At 67.3% G+C, this 25,699-nt stretch carries 22 protein-coding genes and 1 tRNA gene; 10 read left to right on the top strand and 13 right to left on the bottom strand.

Annotated elements, in window-relative coordinates; all coding sequences use genetic code 11:
• Window positions 1-74 precede the first annotated feature (74 nt).
• The gene (locus OO71_RS47330; RefSeq protein WP_084144913.1) at window positions 75-6,431 is read right to left on the bottom strand and encodes a DUF7507 domain-containing protein; all 6,357 of its coding nucleotides are present in this window, start codon (window positions 6,429-6,431) and stop codon (window positions 75-77) included.
• 63 nt (window positions 6,432-6,494) lie between these two features.
• Window positions 6,495-6,965, bottom strand: a complete 471-nt coding sequence (locus OO71_RS12830) for a MarR family winged helix-turn-helix transcriptional regulator (protein WP_033289975.1) — start codon at window positions 6,963-6,965, stop codon at window positions 6,495-6,497.
• Window positions 6,966-7,037: 72 nt separating this feature from the next.
• Between OO71_RS12830 and OO71_RS12825 the strand changes: the two genes are divergently transcribed.
• Window positions 7,038-8,240, top strand: a complete 1,203-nt coding sequence (locus OO71_RS12825; protein ID WP_033289974.1) for an FAD-dependent oxidoreductase — start codon at window positions 7,038-7,040, stop codon at window positions 8,238-8,240.
• On the opposite strand, the gene dcd is transcribed toward OO71_RS12825, so the two are convergent.
• Together dcd and OO71_RS12815 are read right to left on the bottom strand one after the other, a co-directional pair.
• A complete protein-coding gene (dcd, locus tag OO71_RS12820) occupies window positions 8,237-8,818 on the bottom strand; it encodes a dCTP deaminase (protein WP_033289973.1) in 582 nt (193 codons plus the stop codon). The two genes, OO71_RS12825 and dcd, sit on opposite strands and share 4 nt — an antisense overlap.
• 37 nt (window positions 8,819-8,855) lie before the next feature.
• Entirely contained in the window at window positions 8,856-10,007 is a 1,152-nt protein-coding gene (locus OO71_RS12815; protein WP_033289972.1) for an oxygenase MpaB family protein, read from the bottom strand.
• A 120-nt stretch (window positions 10,008-10,127) separates the two neighbouring features.
• Between OO71_RS12815 and OO71_RS12810 the strand changes: the two genes are divergently transcribed.
• The 3 genes from OO71_RS12810 (at window position 10,128) to OO71_RS12800 (ending at window position 11,326) form a co-directional block, all read left to right on the top strand.
• Window positions 10,128-10,198, top strand: a tRNA-Gly gene (locus tag OO71_RS12810).
• A gap of 153 nt (window positions 10,199-10,351) precedes the next feature.
• Window positions 10,352-10,669 carry a DUF6966 domain-containing protein gene (locus OO71_RS12805; protein WP_033289971.1) on the top strand — a complete coding sequence of 106 codons (318 nt, stop codon included), beginning with the start codon at window positions 10,352-10,354 and terminating at the stop codon, window positions 10,667-10,669.
• Window positions 10,670-10,927: 258 nt separating this feature from the next.
• On the top strand, window positions 10,928-11,326 hold the full coding sequence (locus OO71_RS12800) for a MucBP domain-containing protein (RefSeq protein ID WP_033289970.1): 399 nt from the start codon (window positions 10,928-10,930) through the stop codon (window positions 11,324-11,326).
• 326 nt (window positions 11,327-11,652) lie between these two features.
• Here the strand turns inward: OO71_RS12800 and OO71_RS12795 are convergent, their stop codons facing one another.
• Complete coding sequence (locus OO71_RS12795) at window positions 11,653-12,261, bottom strand: hypothetical protein (RefSeq protein WP_245633652.1); 609 nt, start codon at window positions 12,259-12,261, stop codon at window positions 11,653-11,655.
• Between the two features lie 130 nt (window positions 12,262-12,391).
• Here OO71_RS12795 and OO71_RS12790 point away from each other — a divergent pair, with 130 nt between their 5' ends.
• Window positions 12,392-12,769 carry a nitroreductase family deazaflavin-dependent oxidoreductase gene (locus OO71_RS12790; RefSeq protein ID WP_033289968.1) on the top strand — a complete coding sequence of 126 codons (378 nt, stop codon included), beginning with the start codon at window positions 12,392-12,394 and terminating at the stop codon, window positions 12,767-12,769.
• Window positions 12,770-12,779: 10 nt separating this feature from the next.
• Window positions 12,780-13,310 (top strand): GNAT family N-acetyltransferase, encoded by a 531-nt coding sequence (locus tag OO71_RS12785; RefSeq protein ID WP_033289967.1) that lies wholly within the window; start codon window positions 12,780-12,782, stop codon window positions 13,308-13,310.
• A gap of 4 nt (window positions 13,311-13,314) precedes the next feature.
• Here OO71_RS12785 and OO71_RS12780 read toward each other — a convergent pair whose 3' ends face one another.
• The 3 genes from OO71_RS12780 to OO71_RS12770 form a co-directional block, all read right to left on the bottom strand.
• The gene (locus OO71_RS12780) at window positions 13,315-13,590 is read right to left on the bottom strand and encodes a GlsB/YeaQ/YmgE family stress response membrane protein (RefSeq protein ID WP_033289966.1); all 276 of its coding nucleotides are present in this window, start codon (window positions 13,588-13,590) and stop codon (window positions 13,315-13,317) included.
• A gap of 164 nt (window positions 13,591-13,754) precedes the next feature.
• The gene (locus OO71_RS12775; RefSeq protein WP_033289965.1) at window positions 13,755-15,596 is read right to left on the bottom strand and encodes an acyl-CoA dehydrogenase; all 1,842 of its coding nucleotides are present in this window, start codon (window positions 15,594-15,596) and stop codon (window positions 13,755-13,757) included.
• A gap of 159 nt (window positions 15,597-15,755) precedes the next feature.
• Window positions 15,756-16,544, bottom strand: coding sequence for a response regulator transcription factor (locus OO71_RS12770; protein ID WP_051791507.1), 789 nt, complete (start codon window positions 16,542-16,544; stop codon window positions 15,756-15,758).
• A 444-nt stretch (window positions 16,545-16,988) separates the two neighbouring features.
• On the opposite strand from OO71_RS12770, the gene OO71_RS12765 reads away from it, so the two are divergent.
• Window positions 16,989-17,477, top strand: a complete 489-nt coding sequence (locus OO71_RS12765) for a hypothetical protein (protein ID WP_033289964.1) — start codon at window positions 16,989-16,991, stop codon at window positions 17,475-17,477.
• On the opposite strand, the gene mug is transcribed toward OO71_RS12765, so the two are convergent.
• Window positions 17,465-18,016 carry a G/U mismatch-specific DNA glycosylase gene (gene mug, locus OO71_RS12760; RefSeq protein ID WP_033289963.1) on the bottom strand — a complete coding sequence of 184 codons (552 nt, stop codon included), beginning with the start codon at window positions 18,014-18,016 and terminating at the stop codon, window positions 17,465-17,467. The genes OO71_RS12765 and mug overlap by 13 nt on opposite strands.
• 364 nt (window positions 18,017-18,380) lie before the next feature.
• Between mug and OO71_RS51260 the strand changes: the two genes are divergently transcribed.
• Entirely contained in the window at window positions 18,381-18,557 is a 177-nt protein-coding gene (locus OO71_RS51260) for a hypothetical protein (protein WP_169776530.1), read from the top strand.
• On the opposite strand, the gene OO71_RS12750 is transcribed toward OO71_RS51260, so the two are convergent.
• On the bottom strand, window positions 18,498-19,139 hold the full coding sequence (locus OO71_RS12750; protein ID WP_033289962.1) for a VanZ family protein: 642 nt from the start codon (window positions 19,137-19,139) through the stop codon (window positions 18,498-18,500). The genes OO71_RS51260 and OO71_RS12750 overlap by 60 nt on opposite strands.
• A 391-nt stretch (window positions 19,140-19,530) precedes the next feature.
• On the opposite strand from OO71_RS12750, the gene OO71_RS12745 reads away from it, so the two are divergent.
• Together OO71_RS12745 and OO71_RS12740 are read left to right on the top strand one after the other, a co-directional pair.
• On the top strand, window positions 19,531-21,216 hold the full coding sequence (locus OO71_RS12745; protein WP_033289961.1) for a bifunctional metallophosphatase/5'-nucleotidase: 1,686 nt from the start codon (window positions 19,531-19,533) through the stop codon (window positions 21,214-21,216).
• 104 nt (window positions 21,217-21,320) lie between these two features.
• Complete coding sequence (locus tag OO71_RS12740) at window positions 21,321-21,653, top strand: MmcQ/YjbR family DNA-binding protein (RefSeq protein ID WP_033289960.1); 333 nt, start codon at window positions 21,321-21,323, stop codon at window positions 21,651-21,653.
• Here the strand turns inward: OO71_RS12740 and OO71_RS12735 are convergent.
• From OO71_RS12735 to OO71_RS12725, 3 genes are read right to left on the bottom strand one after another with little or no spacing between them, the layout of a single operon-like run.
• Window positions 21,643-23,430 (bottom strand): VanW family protein, encoded by a 1,788-nt coding sequence (locus tag OO71_RS12735; protein WP_033289959.1) that lies wholly within the window; start codon window positions 23,428-23,430, stop codon window positions 21,643-21,645. The genes OO71_RS12740 and OO71_RS12735 overlap by 11 nt on opposite strands.
• Window positions 23,431-23,454: 24 nt before the next feature.
• Window positions 23,455-23,787, bottom strand: a complete 333-nt coding sequence (locus OO71_RS12730; protein WP_033289958.1) for a GroES family chaperonin — start codon at window positions 23,785-23,787, stop codon at window positions 23,455-23,457.
• Window position 23,788: 1 nt separating this feature from the next.
• On the bottom strand, window positions 23,789-25,618 hold the full coding sequence (locus OO71_RS12725; RefSeq protein ID WP_033289957.1) for a thioredoxin-like domain-containing protein: 1,830 nt from the start codon (window positions 25,616-25,618) through the stop codon (window positions 23,789-23,791).
• Window positions 25,619-25,699 lie beyond the last annotated feature (81 nt).

The raw sequence follows: 25,699 nt of genomic DNA, 5'->3' as shown, positions 1-25,699 counted from the left end.
CGGTCGCGAAAACTATCACGAACTGATTACGGCCGTTACCTCCAAATGGCCCAGCGCTGCCCGTAGTGGTTCGACTAGTGCCCGGCAGGCCTCCGGGTCACGCGCAGCAGCAAAGCGCCAGATCCCATGAGGGCGAGGGCGGCGAGACCAGCTGTTCCGAGGTCGAGGTCCGTGTCCGGCATTGGTTCGGCGGTGTTGTCGGCTGTGTTGTCGTCTGTGTTGTCGACGCCTGCCCCGACCCGGACCGTCGCCGCCGCCCGAGCCGTAAACGGATCGACGCCGATCACCAGCGGCTCGACGTTCACAGCGACAGCGTCAGTGACCTGCCCCTCCTGAGGTGCGATGGCAGTCCGAGTCCACTCCCACCGCTCCCCAGGCAACAGCCGATGCCCAGCGACGGAGAGCTCGGCGGTCCCGGTATTGACCGCAGTCACGACGAACGTCACCGGATTTTCCGGCGCCGCAACGGAATCCGCCCGCTCGACGAGGGCCACACCAGGAACCGTGGTCATCGGACGGACGGGCGCCTCGGCGGCCACAACTCCGGATGCGTCTTGGCGGCTGGGAGCGGGAACCTTGCCGGAGTGTTGCGGATCGGCGTCTGCCTCGCTCTGGCCCGTGGCTGTTCCGCTCAAGCTTTGCGAACCGGCAGGCACCCTGCTTTCGCCCACCTCGGTAGCCCCGCGCGAGCCTTGCGAACCGCCGTCTACCTTGCCGTTGCCCACCCCGGGCGCCCCACTCGAACCTTGCAAATCGCCGTCCACCTTGCCGTTGCCCACCCCGGGCGCCCCACTCGAACCTTGCAAATCGCCGTCCACCTTGCCGTTGCCCACCCCGGGCGCCCCACCCGAACCCTGCAAACCGCCGTCCCCGCGGCGCTCACCCACTCCGGCTGCCCCACTCAGACCGTGCGAGCCCCCGTTCGCCTCGCCCTCACCCACCCCGGCCGTTTCGCTTCCGCCGTCGAGCACTTCCTTGGCTCCCGGGGCGATTCGGCCCGTTGCGGTCACCTTGCCTGGTGCCGTGATCGCGCACGTCAACCCCGGCGCCGACGCTCCGGGGGCCAAATCCACCGGGGCACTCGCGCAACCTGGGCCAACCGCGCGCACGTCGGTCAGCGGAACGTCGCCGGTGTTGGTCACCGTTGCGGTCACGGGCGTGGCGCGTCCTGCCACTACCGGCTGAGGCGGTCCCACCGTGGTTACCGTGAGTCCGGGGCCGGTGACGTCGGTGGTTGTGGTGGTCCCGTTCGTGACGGGGTGGCCGGTCTGGTCGATGGCACTCGCCGTTGTCGACGTGGTCGTGTCCGCGCGGGCAGTGAGCGTGCACGCTCGGGTGACCTGCTCCCCCGGCGCGAGGGTACGCAGTGTGAACGAGCAAGCCGGCTCGGCGTCGCGAACGGTCACCTCGTGCAGTGGCGCGTCACCGATATTGCGGAGCGTGCTCAGGTACGTCACCGGGTCGCCCGGGCGGATCGGTTGTTGCAAATGGTCGCGGCGCAACTCCATCGCGGGGTGGATTACGACGAAATCCGCCCTGGCCGCGGCGGTGATCGGCGGTCCCCATGGCGGCGCGGCGGTAACAGTCGCCGGGGAGGCATCGTCGCCAGCCGTCGCGATGCACGGGTACCGCTGGATTCCGCCGATCGGCAGCTCCGCGAACGTGCGCGTGCACTCGGGGGCACGCACGTCGGACACGTGTACGTCGCGCAACTTCTGATCACCGGCATTGGTGAGCACGACCTCGAACGGCACCGGGTCACCAGCACGAAACGGCCCACCGGCAGCACTCTTGGTGACCGTCAACCCCGGCTTCTTGACCACAAAAGTGGCCTGCGCGGACGCATCGACTGTCCGCTGCGTCGGGTCGGTGCCGGTCACCTTCGCGGTGTTCGTGAAGCCGGACGCACCAGCGATCGTCGTGCACTGGTAGGTCTCCTCGGCGTCCGGGGCGAGCGCCGGAACCTGGTGTGCACACGCCGGCGTCCGATCGTCCACAACGGACACTCCGGCCAGCGGCACATCGCCGATGTTCTTGACCAGCAAGGAGAACGTCACCTTTTCCCCCTGCCGAACCTCGTACGGCTCGACGTCCTTCATGATCGCGATCTGCGGGTGGATCACGTCCACCTTCGCCGACCCGGACGCGGTCACCGAACGGTTCGTCGGATCATTGCCGGTGAGCACGGAGGTGATCGTGAAGTCGTCGGGCGCGGCCTTCACCATGCACTGATAGGTCAGCGCGGCACCGGCTTCAAGACGGTCAAAAGCCTTGACACAGCCCGGATCCTTACTGCTGACCCCAGTGAGTGGCACGTCCCCGGTATTGGTGACGACGACCGTCACAGTGAGTTCGTCGCCAACTCGCGCGACGGCCGGGCTCGCGTTCGTCCGGACCGTGAGGGCCGGGTGGATCACGTCGATCTTCGCCTCGGCGGACGCCGTCAGCTGCGGCCCAGCCGGTGGCGTGGCGGTGACGCGCGCAGTGCTGACCGCATCGTCGGCGGGAGCGGGCACGGTGCAGTCGTAGGTTTCCTTCCCGCTTGGCGCGAGGGTGTCGAACGTCTTCGCGCACGATCCGTCGTCCGTCACCTTCACGGCGGTCACCGGAACATCGCCGGTGTTGGTGACCGTGAGGGTGAACGTGACCGGGTCACCGGCGCGAAAGGGACCACCGTGCACGGTCTTCGTCAACGCCAGCCCCGGATGGACCACCGTGTACGCGGCGTCAGCGGACGCCGTCACCGGCCCCCCGAGTGGGTCTGTCGCGCTGACCTTGACGGTGTTGGTGTAGCCGTCGTGGCCAGCCTGCGCGGTACAGCTGTATTTCTGCTCCGCACCGACCGCCAAAGCAGGGAAGTCGCGCGCACAGGCAGCCGTTCGTTCGTCCACAATGGACGCCTTGGTGAGCGGAACGTCTCCACTGTTGCGCACCGTGACGGTAAAGGTGACTTGGTCCCCTTCGCGCACCTGAGCGGGCGCGACGGTCTGAGTGATCGCCACGGCCGGATGGATCACGTCGACCTGTGCACTGGACGCCGCCGTGACCGGCCGACCGGACGGATCGGTAGCGGTCACTGTCGCCTTGCTGGTGACGTCATCGGCCGCCGGGTGCGTGCAGGTGTAGGTCTGTTTTGCTTGCGGGGCAACGGTTCCTAGCCGTTTCGCGCATTCTGGTACCAATGGGTCGGCGATCGCTGTGTCGTGGAGCTCGACGTCTCCGACGTTGGTCACGGTCATCGTGAACGTCGCAGGCTCGCCGGGTCTCACAACCGTCGGCACCGCACTCTGCGTGATCGTGACCGCCGGATGGATGACATCGATCGCCGCCTCAGCCGCCGCACCCACCGGCGGCCCGACCGGCGGTTTGGCGCTGACCTGCAGAGCCTGGGTCACGTCGTCACCTGGCGCGGTCGTCGTGCAGTCGAACGTCCACTTTGTACCAGGTACGAGCGAATCATGTTGCTGCGCACAGCCTTCCGCGCGAGCGATGCTCGTCACCGCCAGTCCGGAAAGCGGAACGTCGCCCGTGTTCGCCACGACCACCTTTACTGGCACGCTGTCGCGCTCACGGAACGGTCCACCTTGGACTGTCGCCGTCAGACTCACCGCTGGATGCTGCACGGTGAACGCCGCACTCGCGTTCGCCGCGACTGACCGCCCAGTCGGGTCGGTGCCCTTCACTGCAATGTTGCTCGCGAACCCATTCTTCCCCGCCACCGTCGTACAAGTGAATTCCTGTTTCCCTTGTACCGCAATGGTTCCCAGGTTCCGCGCGCACCCCGGCACCAGGTCGTCCGCCACAGCGACGTCATGGATTTCGGCATCACCACTGTTGCGCACAGTGACCGTGAACGTCACCTGATCCCCTTCACGCACCTGCGCGGGTGCGGCAACGGCGGTGACCGCGAGCGCCGGATGAACCACGTCGACCCGGGCGTCGGCCGTCACGCGCTGTGCCCGACCGAGTTGATCCTTGCCAGTCGCGACCACGGTATTAGTGACGTCATCCGGCGGCGCTAACTGTTCGCATTGATAGGTCTGGACGTCGTTCGGCGCCAAGGTGCCGAACTTGCGAACGCAGCCGGGAACGGTGTCGTCAGCTACCGCGACGTCGTCGAGCGGCACGTCGCCAGCGTTACGCACCGTGACAATGAAGGTGACTCGGTCCCCCTCGCGCACGACCGCAGGATTGGCCTTCGCGGTGACGGCGAGGGCCGGGTGGATCACCGTGACGGTGGCCGAGGACTTGGCGGTGACCGGCTGGCCGGAAAGGTCGGTGCCGGTCGCGGTGACGGTGTCCGTGGTGGTGAGGGAGGGATTCGCGGTGCACGAGTGGGTGTGCTCGGCTCCGGGCGCGAGCACGCCGAACGCGCGGGAACAGGCAGGTGTCGCGTCGTCGGTGACGGTGACCGCTTCGAGGGGGCTGTCCCCGGTATTACGCACGGTGACATTCCAGGTGACCTGGTCCCCGCCATGCACAACCGGCGGCGCGGCGGTCTTCGTGACCGACAAGGCGGGCGCGATGAGGGGGACCTTCACGTCGGCAGTCGCGGAGACGACCTTGCCGAGAGGATCGGTCCCACGCACGGTCGCTCCCGCCCCGGCAAGCGCGTAGGGGGCAGGCTTCGCGGACACAACGGTGCTGGGATTGGCAGGGGTGCTCGCGGACGCTGGGGAAGAAACGGCGCTGCGGTCAAGCGCAGCACTCGCAGGCACAGGAGGAGAAACGGCACTACCGCCAAACGCCGCACTCGCGGGATCTGCGGAAGAAACGGCACTGCGGCCAACCGCCGCACTCGCAGGCGCACGAGATGAATCGCTGCCGTCAACCGCTGTGGTCGGCGGCGACGGAGGGGAAGCATCGGCCGACCCACTCGCGGGCACCCCTGGCGAAGGGCTGCGATCACCAGCACTTCGCCCAGGCGACGCAGAAGCCGTGCCCTGGCCAGGAGACTCGCTCACCGACGGGGAAGAGCCTGCGCCACTCCCAAACACCGACGGAGAAGCCACTCCGTCAGTAGCCCCGCGATCCGGTGCACCCGACGTCGCCGGAGCAGAACCTCCCCCCGGTAGCGGAACCTTCGCCGTACACGTCCCCACCACGGACTGGCCCGGTGCGAGAGTCCCGATCGTGCGGGCGCACGCGGGGACTGCTTCATCCGACACCGTCACGTCGTGTAGTGGGACGTCGCCGGTGTTGGTGGTCGTGAGGGTGAACGTTGCCTGGTCGCCGGTGCGGTAGGCGCGTTTGTCCGCCTCCTGGCGCACCGCTACTGCCGGGTGGAGGACGTCCACCCGGCTACTCGCCGATGCCGCAAGCTTGCCGCCGGACGAATGCCCGGTGACAGTCACCGTCTGCGTGAAAGCCTTGTCCGGAGCTGCGGCAGCACACGAATAAGTCGATGTTGCACCACCCGCCAAAGTGCCGATCTTCTTGCCGCACTGGGGAAATTGCTGATCGGCAACGTCCACATCGGACAAGTCAGCCTCAGTGGGGTTTGTCACCCGCACAGTGAAGGTGACCTGGTCGCCCGGATGGACGCGGTGTGGGTCGGCAGTTGTGGTCACCTGCAGGTCTTGCACCGGTACCGAGAAGGCCACATTCCGGGCGACCGCACCGGGAAAGGCCAGTCGAGAACCAGCGGGTACCGCCTCGAACGTCGACGCACTGACGCCCAGCGGCGCCGCGCGGCCGGGAACGGAATGGTCGTCGAGAAGGAAAGCATCCGAGCCCCAGCCGTATCGGGTGACACCCACTCGGGCTTTCGGGGACGCCGCGCGGAAACCGGAGATGGTTGCCAAGGAACCAGGTCCGTCAAACACGTAAACCGCGCGTTTTTCCGGGGCATACTGCGGATTCCGTTGCGGATAGGCGTAGATCAAAGCAACCGACCAGCCGCCTGTACACCCGCGGCCGACCGCTGTCCAGACGTTCGCGGCCGTCAGATCCATCGGACGGCCCGTCGCGACCCCCGCGAAGGCGGACGTGACATCAGCGCCAGCCGAGTAGAAATCCGCGTCTGCCGCGAAGGAAGCAGGCGCAACGTCAACCGAGGAGGAGCCGACGGAAAACCGCACCTGCTGGGAGGGTGAGCCAGCCGGTCGTGAGCAGTCCGGCAAGGTCGAGCCGCCCCAGCTCAACCGGGCGTACGAGACTTTCGCGCCCGGCGGCACGGTGACCTGGGCGCGCGAGGAATCGAACGTACCGGCATCCGAGTCCACATCGGACCATCGCAGCTCAGACCCGGGTCCGCTGCATTCCGCCTCCGCGCACCGGACGACGCTATTACCCGCATAGCGGAAATCGCCGTACACCTCTTCGTGCGCATTTTGCGTGAATGCCTTGACGTTGTCCGCATGCGCAATCGGGGGCAGCAGACTGACCATCAGGCCGAGTACCACGAGCAGACGTTTCCCGGCCGAGACCATGGTCGCGAGTTTCCCACCAACCGGTGACACCGCGACGATTTCCTACCCGGCAGTGGGGTTACCTCACTCCGCTGAGCGACCGGTGAGGCGCACGGTTGACTCGTGGGTGATCGCGGCCGCCCGGCGAATGAACCCGATCACCGTATGGAGTTGCTCGTCGGAGTACTCGGCGGCCAGTTCGTGCATCGCCGCGACGGTGTAGTCCCACAGCGGAGCAGCCTGTGCGACCCCCGACGGATCGACCTGGACGAGAATTTTGCGCCGATCGTCCGGATGCGGCACCCGGCTGACGATCCCCTTGCGCTCGAGCCGGTCGACCATCGCGGTGATCGACGCGGGCGCGAGTCCGGCGTACTCGGCGAGCTCCTTCGGGGTGAGCGGGCCGATCCGGGCGAGGTAGTCCGTCACCTTGCTCTCGATCGTCGAGAGCCCCCGCTGCTCGGCGATGGCGGTGTGGAACATGACCGTCTCGGTGGACAGCACCCGCGACCCGAGCAGCAGCTCAGCGACCAGTTCCTCGCGTTCGCTTGACATGGCCGGGGAGTCTAGCGGACTATTTAGTTCGATAGAACGAATTACTTTCCAAGATATTCGAGGAGTCGAACCATGGCACGAGTCCTGATCGCAGGCGGGGGCATCGCGGGAGCGATCACGGCCATCGCGCTGCACGAAGTCGGCCACGAACCGGTGCTGTACGAGGCGTACGACCGCAGCGCGGAGGGCGTCGGCGCGTTCCTGACCCTGGCCGTCAACGGCCTCGACGCACTCACGCCACTAGGGTTGAAACCGCTGGTCAAGAGCCTGGGATTCGATACCCCGCGGATGACGCTCGGGCTCGGCAACGGCCGCCGGCTCACCGAGTTCCCGCTCGGCGGGCCGCTGCCGGACGGCACGGTGAGCCAGACCGTCCTGCGCTCGGACCTGTACGTCGCGCTACGGGACGAGGCGGCGAGACGCGGCGTGCACACGGAGTTCGGCAAGCGGCTGACGGGCGCCACGCAGACGTCGTCCGGGGTCACCGCGACGTTCGCCGACCGCACCAAAACCGACGGTGACCTGCTGATCGGCGCCGACGGCCTGCGGTCGGCCGTCCGCCGGATCATCGACCCGTCCGCACCCGCACCGAGATACGTGCCGCTGCTCAACACCGGCGGGTTCACGCGCGGTTTGAAGCTCGACGACGAACCCGGCGTGTTGCACATGGTGTTCGGCCACAAGGTTTTCTTCGCGCACGTCATCGCGCCCGACGGTGCGATCTGGTGGTTCGCGAACGTCCCGCACGCCGCCGAACCGACCGAATCCGACCTCGCCACCATGCGCGGCCCCGGCTGGCGGCCGCGGCTGCTCGACCTGGTCCGCAGCGACCGCGCCCGCGCGGCCGAGATCGTCGAAGCGACCGAGACCATTTACGAACCGTGGGCGACGTACGACTTCCCGACCGTCCCGGTGTGGCACCGCGGCCGGATCGGCCTGATCGGCGACGCGGCGCACGCGACGTCACCGGCTGCAGGTCAGGGAGCTTCGATGGCAATCGAGGATGCGGTGACGATGGCGAAGTGCCTGCGCGACGTGTCCGACCCGGCGGCCGCACTGACGGCGTTCGAGACACTGCGCCGCGAACGCGTGGAAGCCGTGGTGGCGCAAGGAAAACGCAACGGCGACGCCAAGGCGCCGGGCCCGGTCGGACGCGTCATCCGGGACTTCTTCATGACGCGCGCCCTGCGCAAACCGTCCGGCGACGACCCGAACCGCTTCATGTGGGAGCACCGCATCGACTGGGCGGCGCCGGTCGCGGTCTCCCCGGTCTAGCGCCAGGTGTCGACGCGGTGGAAGTTCTTGTACGCGCGGCTCGGCGTCGGCCCGCGTTGTCCCTGGTAGCGGGACCCGGCCTCGCTCGAGCCGTACGGGAACTCCGCCGAGCTGGACAGCCGGAAAATGCACAGCTGGCCGATCTTCATCCCCGGCCACAGCGTGATCGGCAGGTTCGCGACGTTCGACAGCTCGAGCGTGATGTGCCCGGAAAATCCGGGGTCGATGAAGCCCGCGGTGGAGTGCGTGAGCAGCCCGAGCCTGCCGAGCGACGACTTGCCCTCGAGCCGGCCTGCCAGGTCGTCGGCAAGCCCGACCAGCTCGAACGTTGACCCGAGCACGAACTCGCCCGGGTGCAGCACGAACGGCTCGTCACCCTCCTTCTCGACCAGCGACGTCAGCTCGTCCTGCTGCAGCTGCGGGTCGATGTGGGTGTACTTGCTGTTGTCGAAGACCCGGAAAAAGCGGTCGAGCCGGACGTCGATGCTGGACGGCTGGACCATCGCAGGGTCGAAGGGGTCGATGCCGAGACGGCCGGCGTCGAGCTCTTTGCGGAGGTCACGGTCACTGAGCAGCACGGATGCAGCCTATCGGGAACGACGCCGCGGGCGCGGTTCAGGCTGCCCGGCCGAACACCGAGTTCATCCGCTGCAGGTAACGGCGCCTGCCGAACGCGCCGAGCGCCTCCTGCACCGCGGTCGCGCCGGGCACGAACTGCCGCACCGTCTCGGCCGCATAGTTGACCCCGGCCGCCGCGAGCACGGCAGCCTGCACGACCGGGTCGTCGGGAAGTTCGAGGAAGTCGGCGTTGTCGCGGCCGAGCACGAGCCGGCTGATCGCGGCATGCACCCGGACGTTGACCTGCGCCAGCACCTTCCCGGCCGCCCCACGCCCTTCGCCGATCGCCGTGTGGCTCTCGACGAGCGCGCGAGCCAGGCGTTTCGAATCGTCGTCCGGGATGAACTCGGTGGCGGCGAGCAGCCACAACAGGCGCCAGGCGTCGTCCTCGTCGGCGGGCAGCAGCTCCTCGGCGACGCCCATCAGCCAGCCGATGTAGCGCCAGAGGTGCAGGATGTCGGCCTTCTCGCGGGCCGAGTAGCGGAGGCCGAGAAGCTGCGTGCCGAAGACGTAGACCAGGGAAAACAGGAGCAGGGTGCCGACCGTCTGGACCTGGTTGATCGGCCGGTCCCAGCGCGCGTAATCCCAGTCGGGCCGGTTGTTCATCGCGCGCCGGACGTGCGCGTGCACGAGCCGGATCCGGAGGGCAGCCTGGTAACCGGTGCCGTGACGGACCATCGCGCCCGGGGTGGTGACGTCGATCCACCAGGTGGCGGTCTCGACGAGCCGCCGGGTGGCGCGGTACTCGATCTCGCCGGTGCCGACCAGGGATTTCGTCGCGCGGGAGGCGAGGTAACCGCCCATCAGGGACATGTCGCCGAGGGGAAAGAGGCCGAGCAGCCCGGCGCGGGTGATGGCCCGGGCGCCGCGGTCGAGGCGTTCGGGGTCGACCCAGTAGGGGGTGGCTTCGACGTGGCGGATGAAGGGTTGGAGCTGCGGCGGGATGTCCTTCGCTCCGGCGAGGGCTTGGTCGAGTTGGGCTTGGTCGCCTGCGGTTGTGTGCAACCAGTCGACGACGGCATCGGCGAGGTCGTCCTGCCGCTGCGCAAACTCCCGGAGCCGCGCGACCTGCGCCTCATCGGCCCGGCGGCCTTGCCTGCGGGCAGCCAGCCGGAATCCGCCTTGCCTGAACAACACGGGGTCGTCCATCACACACCTCCTGCGGCACCCTTGGTTCGACAACAAGTGTTGTCACTTGCTGGCGGAGGCGTCAAGGCGCGCCCCAGTGGACAGGGGGACGGCGGGGTTGTGTATGCTGAGCTTCGCGTTGCGGATGTAGTTCAATGGTAGAACATCAGCTTCCCAAGCTGAATACGCGGGTTCGATTCCCGTCATCCGCTCTCAGAATTGCTTGCACTGTTCAGACCGGGCTTTCCCGGCAGGGAAGTAACCCTCCTGGATATTATGGACATCGGTCGACGACTGTATTTCCGCGTTCTTTCTTCACGCCGTGGGACCGTTGACTTGCCTGGCTTCCATGCCACCGTAAGTCCATGGCATCCGACCCCATCGGCGAACTGGCCGCCGACATCGATGCATTGCTCGTACTCTTCGAGCGCGTCGACGAGCAACACTGGACGCGATGGGCCAGTGCCGTAAGGACCGATATCGCCAACAGCGATGCGCATTGCCTCACCCGAGTCCTGGGTGCATACGGCGGCATGGGCAGCTTCAACGACCTGCTCATCCATCCCCTCAACGGGCACCGAGTCACCCTCAGCGACGTCGATGACGTCAACCGGCAGCTCGATGGCCTCCGGACGCGGATTCGTCAAACCGCCCTCGCCCTCCGACGGCAGCCACGCGGGTGAGGTGCTCCGGCCGCCAAGGCTCCGCTACCTGCTCGACCGCAGGTCGGAGAAACACTTCCGCCCGCACCGCTGGTTCCCAAAGCCGAATACCCTGGTTTGATTGCCCACAACCCGGTCTTTTACCCAAGGCGTTATCGTGCATCCGCGACAACCTGAACGGGCAAGATGTCCTGTGCGCCCGGCGAGACAATGGTGTGACGCGTACGGTCGGCGTGACAGAAACATTACCTGCTATTCGAGAAATCGAAGGTACCGCCGATGATGTCACGAGTCTATTCCACGCGATTCGCGAAAATGCTCGGCGCCGGACTGGCCATCGGTGCATTGTCCGTTATCGGGGCTGCCGGTACCGCAAATGCGGCGCCGGCCGGTGATCAGGGGCTTCAGGTCTGCAAGGTTGCCGGTGGGGACTTCACCGTTCGGGCCTTCATTCCCAATGGGCCGTCCACCAATGCTGTGTCGAGCGGGTGTTCGGACACCATTCAAGGTCCGGTCGGCAAGAATTTCGCCGTGGAGTTCAAGTCCGGCAATACCGTGAAGACCACTCCGGACAATGTCTATACCATTTTTGACGGCGGCACCCAGTCGGTGGTGTGCGGCAGCTTCGACCGGCCCGAGGTCATCAACTGGCGAATGGGCGGCGATCCGCGCTGCTGATCGGCCTTTCCGAATAACGGGCGAAGACGGCGCGTGACAGTTACCGACGACGCTCGCCGCGTTCCCACCAGTCGATCGTTGTTCCGTCTTCTGCCATCTGCCCCAACAGAAAGGCAGCGTGTTCGACCTGCGCTCCGGATTCGCCGCAGAATGTCCACCAGCCGATCGTTGGTAGTGGTGGATGACCTGGTCGACCTCGAATGCATCCAGCCGGCCGGTGCGATGGTGCTCGATCGCATCGGCTACTCGCCTGATCAGCGCACCAAGTTGTTCTTCGTGATAGGCAGCCACTTTCTCGCGAGCCGCACGTCGTTCGGCCTTCGAAGTCACCCCTCCACCAATTCCCACACCGCGCCCGGCTCCGCTCGGTCGAAAACCTGGCCCGGCGCCGCTTTCAGAACCGTTGTCACGTCCGGATACAGCCGGGCCACGTGACCCAATTCCAAGCCCTCCACTTCGAAATTCGAGGCCTCCGGGACCTCGAACCCGACGAACAGCCAGGTCCCGTCCAGTTCGCGCACCACCTGGCGGACCGCGCGGAAAGGCGCGTCCGGGCCGGCGCCGATCTCCGTCAACGCCGTGCTCAGCTGGACTTCATCCATCGGCGACCCGGAGTACGTCCACGCCGCCTCCCGCGCCTGGCGGACCGCGACGTCGGAATCCACATCATCCGAGTCGGACACCGAGCTCAGCAGCCAAGTCACCCGAGGCCTGTCCCAGTCGGCGGCCATGCCGGACGGGACGTCGGCCAGCGCTGCGAGATGGGGTAACAAAACGACCGCCTCGCGTAGGCTCAATGCGCCGAACAGCTGGCGGTTCACCTCCATGTCGTCGGAGAATTCCGCGCCGTTGCTGATGAACCAGTCGTCGTCATCGCCGAGGACGGCGAAGGCCAGCCGGTCCGGGTGGTCGATCAGGTCGTGGGAGATGATCACCGTCGATTCCGGGTGCTGCCTCAGCGGCCACTGCCCGGACGAATTCCATGCGGTCACCCCGACATCACACCAGACGACCCCGACAACTTCTCGGCAGGAAATTCCACAGCTGTTGGATTACGCTGCTTCCATGGTGCTGCCAGAACGTATCGCCCGGTTCAACCGCGTGGTCACGAACCGGGTCACGAAGCCCGTTGCCGACAAGCTGCCCGGGTTCGGGGTGCTCATCCATCGCGGACGGCGGTCCGGGAAGGAGTTCCGCACGCCGCTCAACATCTTCCGCTCGGCGGACGGGTTTGTCGTCGCGCTGACCTACGGTCCCGACACGGACTGGGTGCGCAACGTCTTCGCGGCGGGGGGCGCGGAGATCATCACGCGCGGCCGTAAATACCGCGTGCATGATCCAGAACTCGTGCATGATGAGACTCGCCGGCCGATGCCGCCCGGGGTGCGCCAGTTCCTCGGGCTCGTCGGGGTCACGGATTTCCTGATGCTGAAACGAGAATGAGGGGGAGCGGATGCTCACGGGGAAGCTGGTGCGGTTGCGCGCGCTCGAACCGGAGGACGCCGAATCGCTGTACCGGTGGATCCACGACCCGGACGTCGGCCGGTGGATGAACAACGACCACCCGCGTTCGCTCGCGCAGGTGCGGAAACGGTGTGAGGAACGGAAACCCAACACTTACGGCGAGGTCGTGCTCGGTATCGAAACCGTCGCCGAGGGCAAGCTCATCGGCGTGACCGACCTGCGGGACGCCCGCCCGGAGGACGGTCGCGCCGAGCTGGACATCTACATCGGCGAGACCGGCCACTGGGACGGCGGGTACGGCACCGAAGCGCTCAAACTCCTGTGCCGCTACGGGTTCAACGTGATGCGCCTGCACCTCATCGCGCTGTGGGTCGTCGCCGAGAACGAGCGGGCTCGGCACGTGTACCGCAAAGCGGGATTCGTGGAAGACGGCCGCCACCGCGAATGTTTCCGCGGCAGCGACGGCAAATACCACGATATGTACCTGATGAGCCTGCTCGAACCCGAACTCGACGACTGAGCGGCTACGACTTCACCTGCCGCCTTCCCCAGAGGCTCGCGGCCAGTGTCACGCCGATCGCGGCCAGCACCACCTGCGTGATGATCTCGAGCCAGTCGATGCCCTTGGTGTCGGCGTAGCCGATGCCACGCGCGATGGCGGTGCCGACGAACGCCGCGACGATGCCCACGATGATCGTGAGCCAGATGGGAATGGCCTGCTTCCCCGGCGCGACGAGCTTGCCGAGCAGGCCGAGGATCAGGCCGATCACGACGGCGCTGATGATGCCGGAAACCGTCATCGCGAACTCCTCTGCTGAAGGGGCTGGGCTCGGGCCGGGGGTAACCCGGCACGCGGCGAGCCAAACCCGTCGGATCCGGCATACCGCTCAGACGACGGCACCGCCAGCCGAAATACGGAAAAACCCCCGGTCCATACCGGACCGGGGGCACATTCCGGGAACGATCAGAACGCGGCTTCGGCCACGTCCATGAGCGCGTTGTCCGCGGCTTCCACGATGGCGCGGCGCGCGGTGAGCTCGGGCAGCACGCTCTTCGCGAAGAACGACGCGACCGCGAGCTTGCCCTCGTAGAACGGCTTGTCCTTGGCCGACGCGCCGTTGTCCAGCTTGGTCAGCGCGATCTCCGCCGCCTGCAACAGCTTCCAGCCGACCAGCAGGTCACCGACCGACATCAGCAGCCGCACGGTGTGCTGACCTGCCTTGTTGATGTTCTGCGGGTCCTCCTGCGCCGACGTCAGGTACCCGATCAGCGCGCCGAGCATGCCCTGGGTGTCCTCGAGCGCCTGCTTGAGCAGCGCCCGCTCGTTCTTGAGCCGGGGAGCGGATTCGGCTTCGAGGAACTTCGTGATCTCCCCGGCGACGAACGCAATCGAAGCGCCCTTGTCGCGGACGATCTTCCGGAAGAAGAAGTCCATCGACTGGATGGCCGTGGTGCCCTCGTACAGCGAGTCGATCTTCGCGTCGCGGATGTACTGCTCGATCGGGTAGTCCTGCAGGAAGCCGGAACCGCCCAGCGTCTGCAGCGACTGCACGAGCTGCTCGGTGGCCCGCTCCGACCCGACGCCCTTGACGATCGGCAGCAGCAGGTCGTTGACGCCGTGGGCCAGCTTCAGCGCCGCCTCGTCGCCGTCTTGTGTCCACAGCTGGTCCTGGAACGACGCCGTGTACAGGTAAATCGCGCGCAGACCCTCGGCGTACGCCTTCTGCAGCATCAGCGACCGGCGTACGTCCGGGTGGTGCGTGATGGTGACGCGCGGCGCGGCCTTGTTGAGCATGTTCGGCAGGTCAGCGCCCTGCACGCGCTCCTTGGCGTACTCGAGCGCGTTGAGGTAACCGGTGGACAGCGTGGCGATGGCCTTGGTGCCGACCATCATCCGCGCGTACTCGATGACCTGGAACATTTGCGCGATGCCGTCGTGCACCTCGCCGAGCAGCCAGCCCTTGGCGGGCGTGCCGTGCTGGCCGAAGGTGAGCTCGCAGGTGGTGGACACCTTGATGCCCATCTTGTGCTCGATGTTCGTCACGAAAGCGCCGTTGCGCTCGCCGACTTCGCCGGTTTCCGTGTCGAAGTGGTACTTCGGCACGAGGAAAAGCGAAAGACCCTTGGTACCCGGCTTCGTCTCGATCCCGGGCCCCTCCGGCCGCGCGAGCACCAGGTGCATGATGTTTTCGACCATGTCGTTCTCGGCCGACGTGATGAAGCGCTTGACGCCGTCGAGGTGCCAGGAACCGTCCTCCTGCTTGACGGCCTTGGTGCGGCCCGCGCCGACGTCCGACCCGGCGTCCGGCTCGGTGAGCACCATCGTGGCGCCCCAGCCGCGCTCGATCATCAGCCGCGCCCAGCGCTTCTGCTCCTCGGTGCCGTTCTTGTCCATGATCATGGCGAAGTTCGGGCCCGCCAGGTACATGAACAGCGGCGCGTTCGCCCCGAGGATCAGCTCGGCGGCGGCCCACTGCACCGTCGGGGGCAGGCCGAAGCCGCCCAGCTCGTTGGTGAGGCCCAGCCGCCACCACTCGCCGTCGACGAGGGCGCGGTAGCTCTTCTTGAACGACTCGGGGATCGTCACGCTGAACGTCTTGGGGTCGTACACCGGCGGGTTGCGGTCCGCGTCGGCGTAGGACTCGGCCAGCGGGCCGATGGCGAGGTTGTTCAGCTCGGACAGCACGCCGCGGGCGGTCTCCTCGTCCGACTCGGCGAGCACGCCGTTGCCGAGCCGGTCCTGCACGCCGAGCACCTCGAAGAGGTTGAACTCCAGGTCTCGGACGTTGCTCTTGTAGTGGCCCATGTCGTCACTCCGTGTCGTGTTCGGCTTTCCGGCCGGGCACAGGTTCCCTTACTCGCCGGTAACATCAGGATATTACCTACGAGTAACCAGGGCAAGCGAATCCGCCCGGTCAGGGGTCGCGATTCGCCCGGGACAACGACGTCGACCTGGGGACCTGCCTCACCGGGTGCTGCGCGCCACGACCTCGTGCGCGGCCGCGGGACCGGCACTGTCGTCGAGCTGGGGGACCAGGATTCCGCTGCGGAACGCGATGGTCACGGCGTGTGTCCGATCGCGGGCGGAAAGCTTGCGGAGAATGCTCTTGACGTGGGTCCGCACGGTTTCGACGGACAGGAAGAGGAGCTTCGCGATCGCCGAGTTCTCCAGCCCTTCGGCAACGAGCTGCAGGACCTGGTACTCCCGGCGGGAAAGCGGCATGGCGGCCTTGGGGTGCACGAGATGCGGGTCGGAGGGCGCGGCTCTGGGAGCCGGTTCGCGCTTGGGCCGCGCGGTGAGCGCCGACAACGCGGGATCGATGTAGCGCCGATCGGTGTGCGCGCGGCGAACCGCCTCGGCAAGCCGCCGCGAGTCGACCGCCCGCGGCACGATCGCATGCGCCCCCGCGGCAATAGCGGCGGCGAGGTACTGCTGGGTGCGATTGGTGTCCCGCACGAGCGTGACCAGCACGAGCGCGGGGTCGCCGGTGTTGAGCAGCTTGGCGAGGTGGCAGTTCGGATCGAGCGCGGAGTCGAGGATGACGACGTCCGGCCGGACCTGCTCGCACAACTGCATCGCGGCGTGATGACTCGCCGCCTGCCCGGACCAATGCAGCCCGAGCGTGCGATGCACCATCGCGGCAATGCCCTCACGGAAAATCGGAATGGGGTCGACGACGGCCACCCCCAGGCTACGGCCGCCGGCCGGCTGTCCGGCCGACATGGGCATTCGGTGGGGCTCGATGCCACGCATCTCGGGCCTCCGTCCTCGAGGTCGCTCCCGGTGACCGGCACACCCCCTCGGCGTGCCACCCGGTCCCCCCTGCCGGAACCGGCCGGGAACGACACCTTGTCCCTGGTTCGACTCCACCGGAAGCACCTTGTGACGCGGTTTCCCCCTCATGGCCGTAACGGGCGGTCGCAGCAAACTCTCCGTAGAAAAGTGGGGTGGAGGTGCGGGAATTCGGCCCAGTGGATGGCGGTTTTGACTGGTTGGCGCTACTGAGGGTTTAGCCGCTCAGGTGAATTTCTTCGTGACTCAGGGTGCTCGTTCGGGGGAGGGTTTCGGGCATCGTCGCGGTAGCCTCGTGGGATGAGGACGTGCCGCGATTGCGGCGAGGAATCATCGGGGCCTGATGCGCCGTGCGCTGCCTGCGGGAGTGCGCGGCAGGTGTTGACAGTCCAGCCTCCGACTGCCGTGGTTACGGCGGAGTCGGGTTCAGCTGGACTCGGCGTCACCTTTGCCGAGACCCGGCCCTGGTATGAGCAGTGGCACCTGGTGCGGCAGCAACTCGCCGATGTCGAAGAGACCCTGGCGAATCGTCGGGAAGTCGACCGCGTGAAACGAGTCATCGAGACGTTCTTCATCGCGTGCACGCACTTGGGTGACTGGATAAGCCAGGATCCATCGACCAAAGCGTTGAAGACCGAAGTTGAGCACCTGCCGAAGGACGATCCGAGCTGGAGGATCTGCCGCGCCGTTGCGAACACGAGCAAACACCACACTCGCAACGGCGGCATCACGGCACGAATCCAGAGCATCTCGTTCGCCGAGCATGGAACCACTGCCACCTTCGCGTGGACCGAGCACAAGATCGTGCAAACAGAAGACGCACTGGTGCTTGCCAAGCGGTGTATGGACAGGTGGGAACGCTTCCTCACCGAGAACAACCTTCAGCCGCTCTGAACTGCCCTCCTCAGCAGGGCGAATTCCTCCCCCAGCGTGGCGGGTGTCCAGTGGGCGTTCAGCCCACTCGGGTTCGGCAGTACCCACACCTTCGAAGACCCGATCACCCGCGACTGACGCCCGACAACAGCACGTCGGTCATCGAAAGCCGTGCGGTACGCCGTGATCCCCACCACCGCCAGCCAGCGCGGCCGATACTCAAGCACCTTCCGCACCAGGATCTCGCCACCGGCACGCAGTTCGGCGGCGGACAGCTCGTCCGCGCGGGCTGTCGTCCTCGCTACGACGTTCGTGATTCCCAAGCCCAGGTCCAGCAGGTCCTCCTGCTCACTCGGGTCCATGACCCGCTCGGTGAAGCCACCCGCATGCAGCGCGGGCCAGAAGCGGTTTCCCGGGCGGGCGAAGTGCAGGCCGAGCGCTCCCGAGTACAGGCCCGGGTTGATTCCGCAGAACAGCACGTCCAGGCCGGGTGCCAGCACGTCCGGGATGGTCGTCCCGTGGGCGGCGGCCTGCTGGGCCTTGGTCGGTTTCACCGGCATCCGTTCAGTTTCCCGGCATGCTGGACGCCTCACCGAAGGCGGGCAAGTGCTCGTCGAATGGCATCCGCCCGGGTGGTTCGAGAACGTCGCCGAAAGCACGAACCGGCTCGGTGACGTAACCATCGCCCTGAAAGACCTGAATCGGCAAGGAAATCTGCTGACGGCCACTACTCCCGCGGAGACCGGACCTGGCAGCACCACTTCACCTGCGAAAACTTCGTCCCCACCGAACGACCAACCGGAGCCGGACCGCTGGCTCACCGCTGATCGGGACTGGTTCACCGCACGCGGGGTAGCGAATCCGCCGCTCTGATCGGTAGCCTGTGTGATCTCTCTCGCACAAGGGCGTCGGTGAGGAGGGCTCGTGCAGCTGTGGCTCATTCTCGGTCTCGTCGCGCTGGTGATCGCGGGCGCTTCGCTCATCGTGGTGCTCGAGGATCGCCGCGCGGCTCGGCGGGCTGCGCTTCAGCGGCGGGCGCGGCTAGCGCGTCTTGGCGAGGTCGACCCGCTCGCTCCGGGCAGGCTGCACGTCGAGCGTTGAAGTGACCGGCCGCAGCGCCAGCAGCAGGGCCCCGATCAGCCAGCCGAGGCCGGCGCCGAAGGTGTTGGTCATGAGGTCGTCCACGTCGAAGATCCGGTAGACGAACGGCGCGGTTCCGAAGTTCGCGGTGAGCTGCGTGATCTCGACGGCCAGTGACACCAATCCACCGATCGCCAGCGCGCCGACCAGGCCGCGGCGCCACAGCGTCCGGGCGAAGAAGCCCAGCGGGACGAACAGCAGCACGTTCATCGCGGCCTGCTGGAACGTCTGCGAGCTGAACCATTCGGTCATCGAGAGGCCGTGTTTCACCAGCTCGGAGTGGATGTCAGTGATCCACTGGAACGGCTGCAGCTGCACCGTCTGCTCGAGCCGCCTGCCGTTCGGGCCGGGCAGCGGCAGGAATACGACTGCGAGCGCCATGCACGCGTAGAAGACGACCGCCGCCGTGGCCACGAAGCCGCGCAGCCGCAGGCGGCCGTGCTTCGCGAGCTGAAGCACCAGCTGCGGGACCAGGATCGTCGCCCAGATGGCGAGGAACCCGATGAACCCGTACTGCAGGGCGGTGACCTGTGCGTTCGTCATGCGGAGAACGTTATGGATCTTGCTGCACGACCACTTCGGTCGAAGAGCCGGACGCCGCGGACCCGGCATCGGCCGGATGGCTGAGGTGCGCCGGGCCGATCGGTCAGCGGCTGTCGCCCGAGGGCGGGTCCTCGTCCCGTTCGGAGCGCCACGCGGCGAACACGGTCCCGAGAATCACCAGTAGGACGACGCCGAGCACGACCACGACGAGCTGCGTTTCCATTCGTCCCCTCTCGGTACCCGCCCGGAAATCGCCGCGGAACAAAAGGACGTTACAGAAACATTCACCCACCATCCTGCCTTCTGCCCTGGTCTGGACCGCCCGCGCGCGGCAGACTGCTCCGCCGGGGCACCCGTTCCAGGGGACGACGGGTGCGAGACCGGAGGAAACATGAGGCTCTTCACCCGGCTCGCGGTCACCGCCGCGGCCGCACTGGCCACCGTGGCCGTCACGAGCGCACCCGCCGAGGCGGCACAGACCACCGACGTCCGGATCATCACGCTGAACGATCTGCACGGCAATCTCGAACCGCCGTCCGGATCCGGCGGCCGGGTCACGCTCCCGGACGGCAGCACGGTGAACGCGGGCGGCGCGGCGTACGTCGCCACCCACGTCAAGCAGCTCGAGGCGCAGGTGCGCAACTCGATGGTGCTGTCCGCGGGCGACAACATCGGGGCGTCACCGGTGATTTCGGCGCTGTTCCACGACGAGCCGACCATCGAATTCTTGAACGACCTCGGCGTGAAGGCGTCCGTGGTGGGCAACCACGAGTTCGACGAGGGGTACCGCGAGCTGCAGCGCATGCAGTTCGGTGGCTGCCATCCGGCCGACGGCTGCCAGTTCCGCGACAAGTTCGGCGGCGCGGACTTCCCGTTCCTCGGGTCGAACGTGTACTTCACCAATGGGGTACCTGCCCTGCTGCCGTTCAGCGTGCAGGTCTCCGGCGGTGTCCCGGTGGGCATCATCGGCGCGACGCTCAAGGATCTGCCGTCGGTCGTGACCCCCGAGGCGATCAAGGGCCTCAAGTTCGGGGACGAGGTCGAGGCCATCAACCGGACCGCGAACATGCTGGACCGGTTCGGCGTGAAAGCCCAGGTCGTACTGCTGCACCAGGGTGACGAAGCGCTGCCGGGGAGCGGCCCGGACGACTGCAAGGTGAAGCCGAACGGCGCTGCCGCGACCATCGCGAAGGGCGTCACGCCGAGGGTCGACGCGATCTTCACCGCGCACAGCCACCAGCAGTACAACTGCGTCGTCAACGACCCGGCCGGACAGCCGCGACCGGTCATCCAGGGCGCCTCGTTCGGGCGGCTGCTTTCCGTGGTGGACCTGAAGATCGACCGGCGTACGCGCGATGTGGTGCGGGCACAGACCAAGGCGCACAACGAGATCGTGACGCGCGACGTCACGCCGGACCCGGCCGTGCAGAAGCTCGTCGACGAGGCCAAGACCAAAGCCGCGCCGATCGCGAACAAGCAGGTCGGGACCATCACCGCGGACCTGCCCGCGGCCGGCGGCCCGTCCGGCGAATCGCCGCTGGGCGACGTGATCGCCGACGCCCAGCTGGAAGCGACGAAGTCCAACAACGCCGTGATCGCGATGACGAACCCGGGCGGCATCCGCGCCGACCTCACGTACAAGTCGTCGACCGCGGGTGAGGGCGACGGCGTGGTCACCTACGGCGAGGCGTTCACCGTGCAGCCGTTCGCGAACATCATGCAGACGATCACGCTCACCGGCGCCAACCTGAAGAACGTGCTGGAACAGCAGTGGACTGCGGGTGGCACCAAGATCCTGCAGATCTCGAACACGCTGCACTACACGTATTCGGCGGCTGCGCCGATCGGGTCACGCGTTTCGGCCATCACGGTGAACGGCACGCCGGTGGACCCGGCGGCGAAGTACCGCGTGTCGGTGAACAACTTCCTCGCCGCGGGCGGCGACGGGTTCACCGAGTTCACCAAGGGCACCGACCTGGCGGGTGGCCCGGTCGACCTGGACGCGCTCATCGCCTACCTCGGCGCGCACCCCGGCATCGCGCCGCCGCCTGCGGATCGCATCACCGCGACCCCGTAGACGTCCGTGAAGGGAACCATCACGGAATCAGCTGGCCTGATGGTTCCCTTCACGGACTCCCGTTTCTCCAAGACGAGGCGGAGCGGGCAAGGCACGATGGGGTCATGACGATGACCTGGGAAGACGTGATCGCGCTCGCGCAGGAGGAGCTGCCGGAAACCGAGGTGGCCACCTGGTACCGCACACCCGCGCTCAAGGTGGCCGGCAAGGGGTACGCGCGGCTGCGCACCGAGGCCGAAGGCGGTCTGGTGCTGTTCTGCGGTCTCGACGAGAAAGCCGCGCTGCTCGCGTCCGGCGATCCGGCCTTCTTCACCACCCCGCATTACGACGGCCACGGCGCGATCCTCGTGCACCTCGACCAGGTCGACCCGCAGCAGCTGCGCGAACTGCTCACCGAATCGTGGCGGTCGAAAGCCCCGGCGCGGCTCAGCAAATGACGATCGGCCGCGGCGAGTACGTCGTGGTACGGCTTTCTTCGCGGACCTCGCTGCCGCTCGCGAGGTCGTAGAACACGCGCGTGTCGGTGACGGTGAACCCGGACATGCCCGGCGAGCTCTGACACGTGCCACTTGGCGCGAACTGCACCGGCGGCGGTACCTCGTTCGTCGGCGCGCCGGTCCGGCCCTCGACCCGGAAATGCTTGGTACCCCAGATCTTCACGGTCACCGACCCACCGCTCACGCTCGCCTGGATCGCGAATCCGGTCGGGTCGCCGGCGGCGATCTTGAGGTCGACCGCGTTGCCGGAGCTGTCCACGGCAATCGCGTCGCGACCTGCGGGGTAGCGGTCCAGGTAGTGTTCGTGCGCCGCGTGGCCGCCGTCGCCGAGGCCCGCGAGGTAGGCCGCGTTGTACAAAGTGGACGACAGCTGGGACAGCCCGCCGCCGGTGACCGCCGGACCGGTGCCGTCCTCGTCGACCGGTGCGGACGCGTACCCGCCGCCGCGATAAACGTTGAGGCTGAAGGTTTCTCCCGGCTTCACCACGACGCCGGAAATGCGCCCGGCGAGCGTCGCGACGTTCGGCCCGCTCACCCCGCCGGTCGTGTACTCGCCGATGATTTCCTTGATCCCCAGCGCATTCGCGCCGTCGGTGGTGAGTTTCGGGTGCTGGGCGTCGTAAGCCACCGGCAGTTCGCGTCCGTACGGCTTCGCGAGTGCCTCGGTGAGCTTCTGGAAAGTGTTGCCCCAGTTGATCTTTCGCCCATCCTCGGACGGCTTCACGGCCGGCACGCCGGAATCGAAGGTGATCTGCGCGTCGTGGCTTTCGGTTTCCGTGGCCGCCAGCTCCCCTTGGACGGCCGCGCGCAGCTTCTGCTGGTCGATCCGCAGGTCGAGGCCGCCGCCGTCGCGCGGCTGGAACTGGAACGACGACGCGATCGCCGCCGGTTTCAACACCACGTCCTTGCCATCGCCGTGCAGCACGACCGGACCGGACACCGCAGGCGCGACCACGCTGTCCAGCATCGAGTGCACGGCACCGGAGTTGGTTTTCGGTGGCGTCACAGCCATTTTCAGCGTGACCCCGCGTGGCGACAGCCAATCCGCGACCACGGTTTGCACGGCCGCCTGCACGTCGACCAGCTCCTGACCTTGTCGCGGCTCGATTGCGTACGCCGTGACGCCGTCCGGATCCTTCGGCACGAAGCCGATACTGCCCTCAGTGAGCGGATGGTTAAGCCGTTGGGTGGCCAGTTGTTGCACCGCACGGGCGACGTCCAGCTGGTCGCTTCGGGTGACGACGCCGACTTCGCGCGTGCTGAAGAACGACAGCAACCGCGTGACCGGGCTCCACGGCTGATGCCCGGCTTGAGCGAGCGTGCCCGGCCAGTCGAGGCCGAGGCCGGACTGCGCGGGGACCAGCGACGAGGTGACGTCACCGGCCTGCACGGTGACCGGCCGCGTGAGCCGCGGCTGAAGCTCGCTGTGCAGCTTGGCCTCGGCTTCCGCGTACGACAGCCCGCCGACGTCGACCCCGGCCACCTGCACCCCGCGCGGCACGTCGCCGGCGCTGGTGATCAGGTCGATGGTGTACAGCAGCACGAAAAGCCCGAGCAGGCAGCCGACGATCATGAACGTACGGCCGACGCGTTTGCGGAACCGGCGGAACCGTGTGTCCGGCAGCGGCGGCGCGTCGGCCACCGCGAAGATCTCGGTGGCGAGATCGGGTTCGCTCAGCAGGTCGTCGGCGAAGACCGCCGCCTCTTCGTCACGCAACGCCTGCCTCCCTTGGTACGGGAGCTACAGGTAGAGCCCCGTGCCGTGTTCGGTCCGTTCCGTGGCCACCGCGTGGATGTCGCGTTCCCGCATCACCAGGTGGCCCTCGCCCTGGATCTCGACCTCGAGCTGGTCCTCGGGGTTGAAGAGGACCCGGTCGCCCTGCTTGACGTTTCGCACGCTGTTGCCGACACCCAGTACATCACCCCAGACGAGCCTGCGCGCGACCTGCGCGGTGGCCGGGATCACGATGCCGCCGCTGCTGCGGCGCTCACCTTCCTCCTGCGACAACCGCACGAGCACGCGGTCGTGCAGCATCTGGATCTCGAGCTTCGGCGGCACAGGCACGCCCGCCATGCTACTGACCGGATGCCGCGCCCCTCGGCTCGCCCGCCATCACGAGGTTCAGTGCCTGCCCCCCTCCGCTCTCGAACCGCACCGGAACTCCCCAGTCCTGCCGGGTGATCCGGCACGCCGGGTGCTCGCCGCCGTCGTCGCAGCTGGCCGCCTGCGCCACCACCTGCAGGACGCCCTCGAGCACGTCGTCGGCGAACCGGATCCGGCGCGCCAGATCCGTGCCGACCCCGGCGCCGTCGGCGAGCAGTTCTGGTGGCGACGCGGTGATCTCCAGCCGCGTGGACGGGCCGTACCGCTCGTCGAGCTTCTCGCCCGGCGGCGGGGTGAAGACGACGGAAAACTCCACGTCACCAGGCGCAAGCACAGTCTGCGGCCGCTGGACGGCTTGGCGCGCGCCCGCGATGGTCGTCGCCCGGCCGTCGCCCCCGAGCGGGGTCAGCCGGTTGCCCGCGGACTCGACGACGTACAGCTCGCCGTCGTGGCGCACCAGGCCCTGCGGCTCGGCGAACCCGGTGGCGAGCGTGGTGACGTCGCGGGTGAACGGGTCGTAGCGGCGGATCGCGCCGTTGTAGGTGTCGGCGATGGCGATCCGGCCGTCGGACAGCACGGCGAGGCCGAGCGGATGCTGCAGCAACGCCTGCTCGGCGGGACCGTCGGCGTGGCCGAAGGTGAAGAGGTCCGCGCCGACCGCGGTGTGCACGGTGAACGACTCGCCGTCCGGCTCGATCCAGCGCAGCGCCGAGGTTTCCGCGTCGGCGAACCAGAGTTTCTTGCCGTCCACGGCAAACCCGGAGGTCTGGGCGAAGAACGCCTCGTGCACGTCACCGTCGCGCAGGCCCTCGACGGTGGTCCCGGCGAACCGGCGGATGTCGCCGGACACCGGGTCGAAGACGCTCAGCGTGTGGTTTCCCGCCATCGCGACGACGACGCCACCGGCCGGCCCCCACCACGTGACGTCCCATGGGCTGGTGAGGTCGATGTCGGGCGCCTTGCCGGTGTCGGTGCCGTCGCGCCACTGGTTTCCGGTGCCGGCGACGGTTTTCACCTCGCCGGTGTTGAGGTCGAGGCCGCGCAGGCGATGTCCCGCGGTGTCGGCGACGACCGCGTGGTACCCGGCCCGCTGCGCGACTTCGTTGGGCAGCAAGGCGATTCCCGATGGCTCGGTGAACTGCGCCAGGTCGAAGGGCCCGTCCTGGGTACCGCGGACGCCACTGCCGAAGCGGCGGATCACGGTCTCGCCGTCGGAGGCGAACTCGACGATCGAGTGGTGCCCGGTGTCGGCGACCAGGATCCGCCCGCCCGCGGTGACCACGGCCTTGCTGGGGAACCGCAGCTCGGAACGCTGTTCCTCGGCCGGCACGTACGGATTCCCGCCGCGGCGGAGAGTGCCCTTCGCCTCGTGCCGGACCACCAGGTCGGCGATCACGCGGCGTAGCGCTTCGCCGTGGCCCTCCCCCGCCGCGACGTGCACCACGTACCCCTCGGGATCGACGACGACGAGCGTCGGCCAGGCCCGTACGGCGTACTGCGACCAGAGCGCCATGTCCGGATCGTTGACCACCGGATGGTGCACCTCGTACCGGCGCACCGCGGCCTCGATGGAGCTGCGTTCGCCTTCGCGGCTGAACTTCGGCGAGTGGACGCCCACCGTGACCAGCACGTCTGCGAATTCTTGCTCGAGGGGACGCAGTTCGTCGAGCACGTGCAGGCAGTTGATGCAGCCGCTGGTCCAGAAGTCCAGGAGCACGACGCGCCCGCGCAGGCCGGCGAGCGAGAGCCGGTGGCCGCCGGTGTTGAGCCAGAGATCGCCGGCGAGCTCGGGTGCGCGCACGCGAACCTGCTGTGAGGAAGTCACGAGTCGAGTGAACTACATCCGGTCACGAGGTGTTCCGATATCCACGGCCTGGGAGAA

Origin of the sequence: Amycolatopsis jejuensis (assembly GCF_000717335.1) — a bacterium.
GTDB classification, from domain to species: domain Bacteria; phylum Actinomycetota; class Actinomycetes; order Mycobacteriales; family Pseudonocardiaceae; genus Amycolatopsis; species Amycolatopsis jejuensis.
This window is presented reverse-complemented; position numbering and strand designations above follow the sequence as displayed.

Excerpts from the sequence above, each read along its gene's own strand:
- OO71_RS12805 (WP_033289971.1), top strand. The coding sequence starts at position 10,352 with ATGGCATCCGACCCCATCGGCGAACTGGCCGCCGACATCGATGCATTG.
- OO71_RS12815 (WP_033289972.1), bottom strand. The coding sequence starts at position 10,007 with ATGGACGACCCCGTGTTGTTCAGGCAAGGCGGATTCCGGCTGGCTGCC.
- OO71_RS12825 (WP_033289974.1), top strand. The coding sequence starts at position 7,038 with ATGGCACGAGTCCTGATCGCAGGCGGGGGCATCGCGGGAGCGATCACG.
- OO71_RS12750 (WP_033289962.1), bottom strand. The coding sequence starts at position 19,139 with ATGACGAACGCACAGGTCACCGCCCTGCAGTACGGGTTCATCGGGTTC.
- OO71_RS12830 (WP_033289975.1), bottom strand. The coding sequence starts at position 6,965 with ATGTCAAGCGAACGCGAGGAACTGGTCGCTGAGCTGCTGCTCGGGTCG.
- OO71_RS47330 (WP_084144913.1), bottom strand. The coding sequence starts at position 6,431 with ATGGTCTCGGCCGGGAAACGTCTGCTCGTGGTACTCGGCCTGATGGTC.
- OO71_RS12770 (WP_051791507.1), bottom strand. The coding sequence starts at position 16,544 with ATGCGTGGCATCGAGCCCCACCGAATGCCCATGTCGGCCGGACAGCCG.
- mug (WP_033289963.1), bottom strand. The coding sequence starts at position 18,016 with ATGCCGGTGAAACCGACCAAGGCCCAGCAGGCCGCCGCCCACGGGACG.
- OO71_RS12740 (WP_033289960.1), top strand. The coding sequence starts at position 21,321 with ATGACGATGACCTGGGAAGACGTGATCGCGCTCGCGCAGGAGGAGCTG.
- OO71_RS12730 (WP_033289958.1), bottom strand. The coding sequence starts at position 23,787 with ATGGCGGGCGTGCCTGTGCCGCCGAAGCTCGAGATCCAGATGCTGCAC.
- OO71_RS12790 (WP_033289968.1), top strand. The coding sequence starts at position 12,392 with ATGGTGCTGCCAGAACGTATCGCCCGGTTCAACCGCGTGGTCACGAAC.
- OO71_RS12800 (WP_033289970.1), top strand. The coding sequence starts at position 10,928 with ATGATGTCACGAGTCTATTCCACGCGATTCGCGAAAATGCTCGGCGCC.
- OO71_RS12785 (WP_033289967.1), top strand. The coding sequence starts at position 12,780 with ATGCTCACGGGGAAGCTGGTGCGGTTGCGCGCGCTCGAACCGGAGGAC.
- OO71_RS12780 (WP_033289966.1), bottom strand. The coding sequence starts at position 13,590 with ATGACGGTTTCCGGCATCATCAGCGCCGTCGTGATCGGCCTGATCCTC.
- OO71_RS12745 (WP_033289961.1), top strand. The coding sequence starts at position 19,531 with ATGAGGCTCTTCACCCGGCTCGCGGTCACCGCCGCGGCCGCACTGGCC.
- OO71_RS12775 (WP_033289965.1), bottom strand. The coding sequence starts at position 15,596 with ATGGGCCACTACAAGAGCAACGTCCGAGACCTGGAGTTCAACCTCTTC.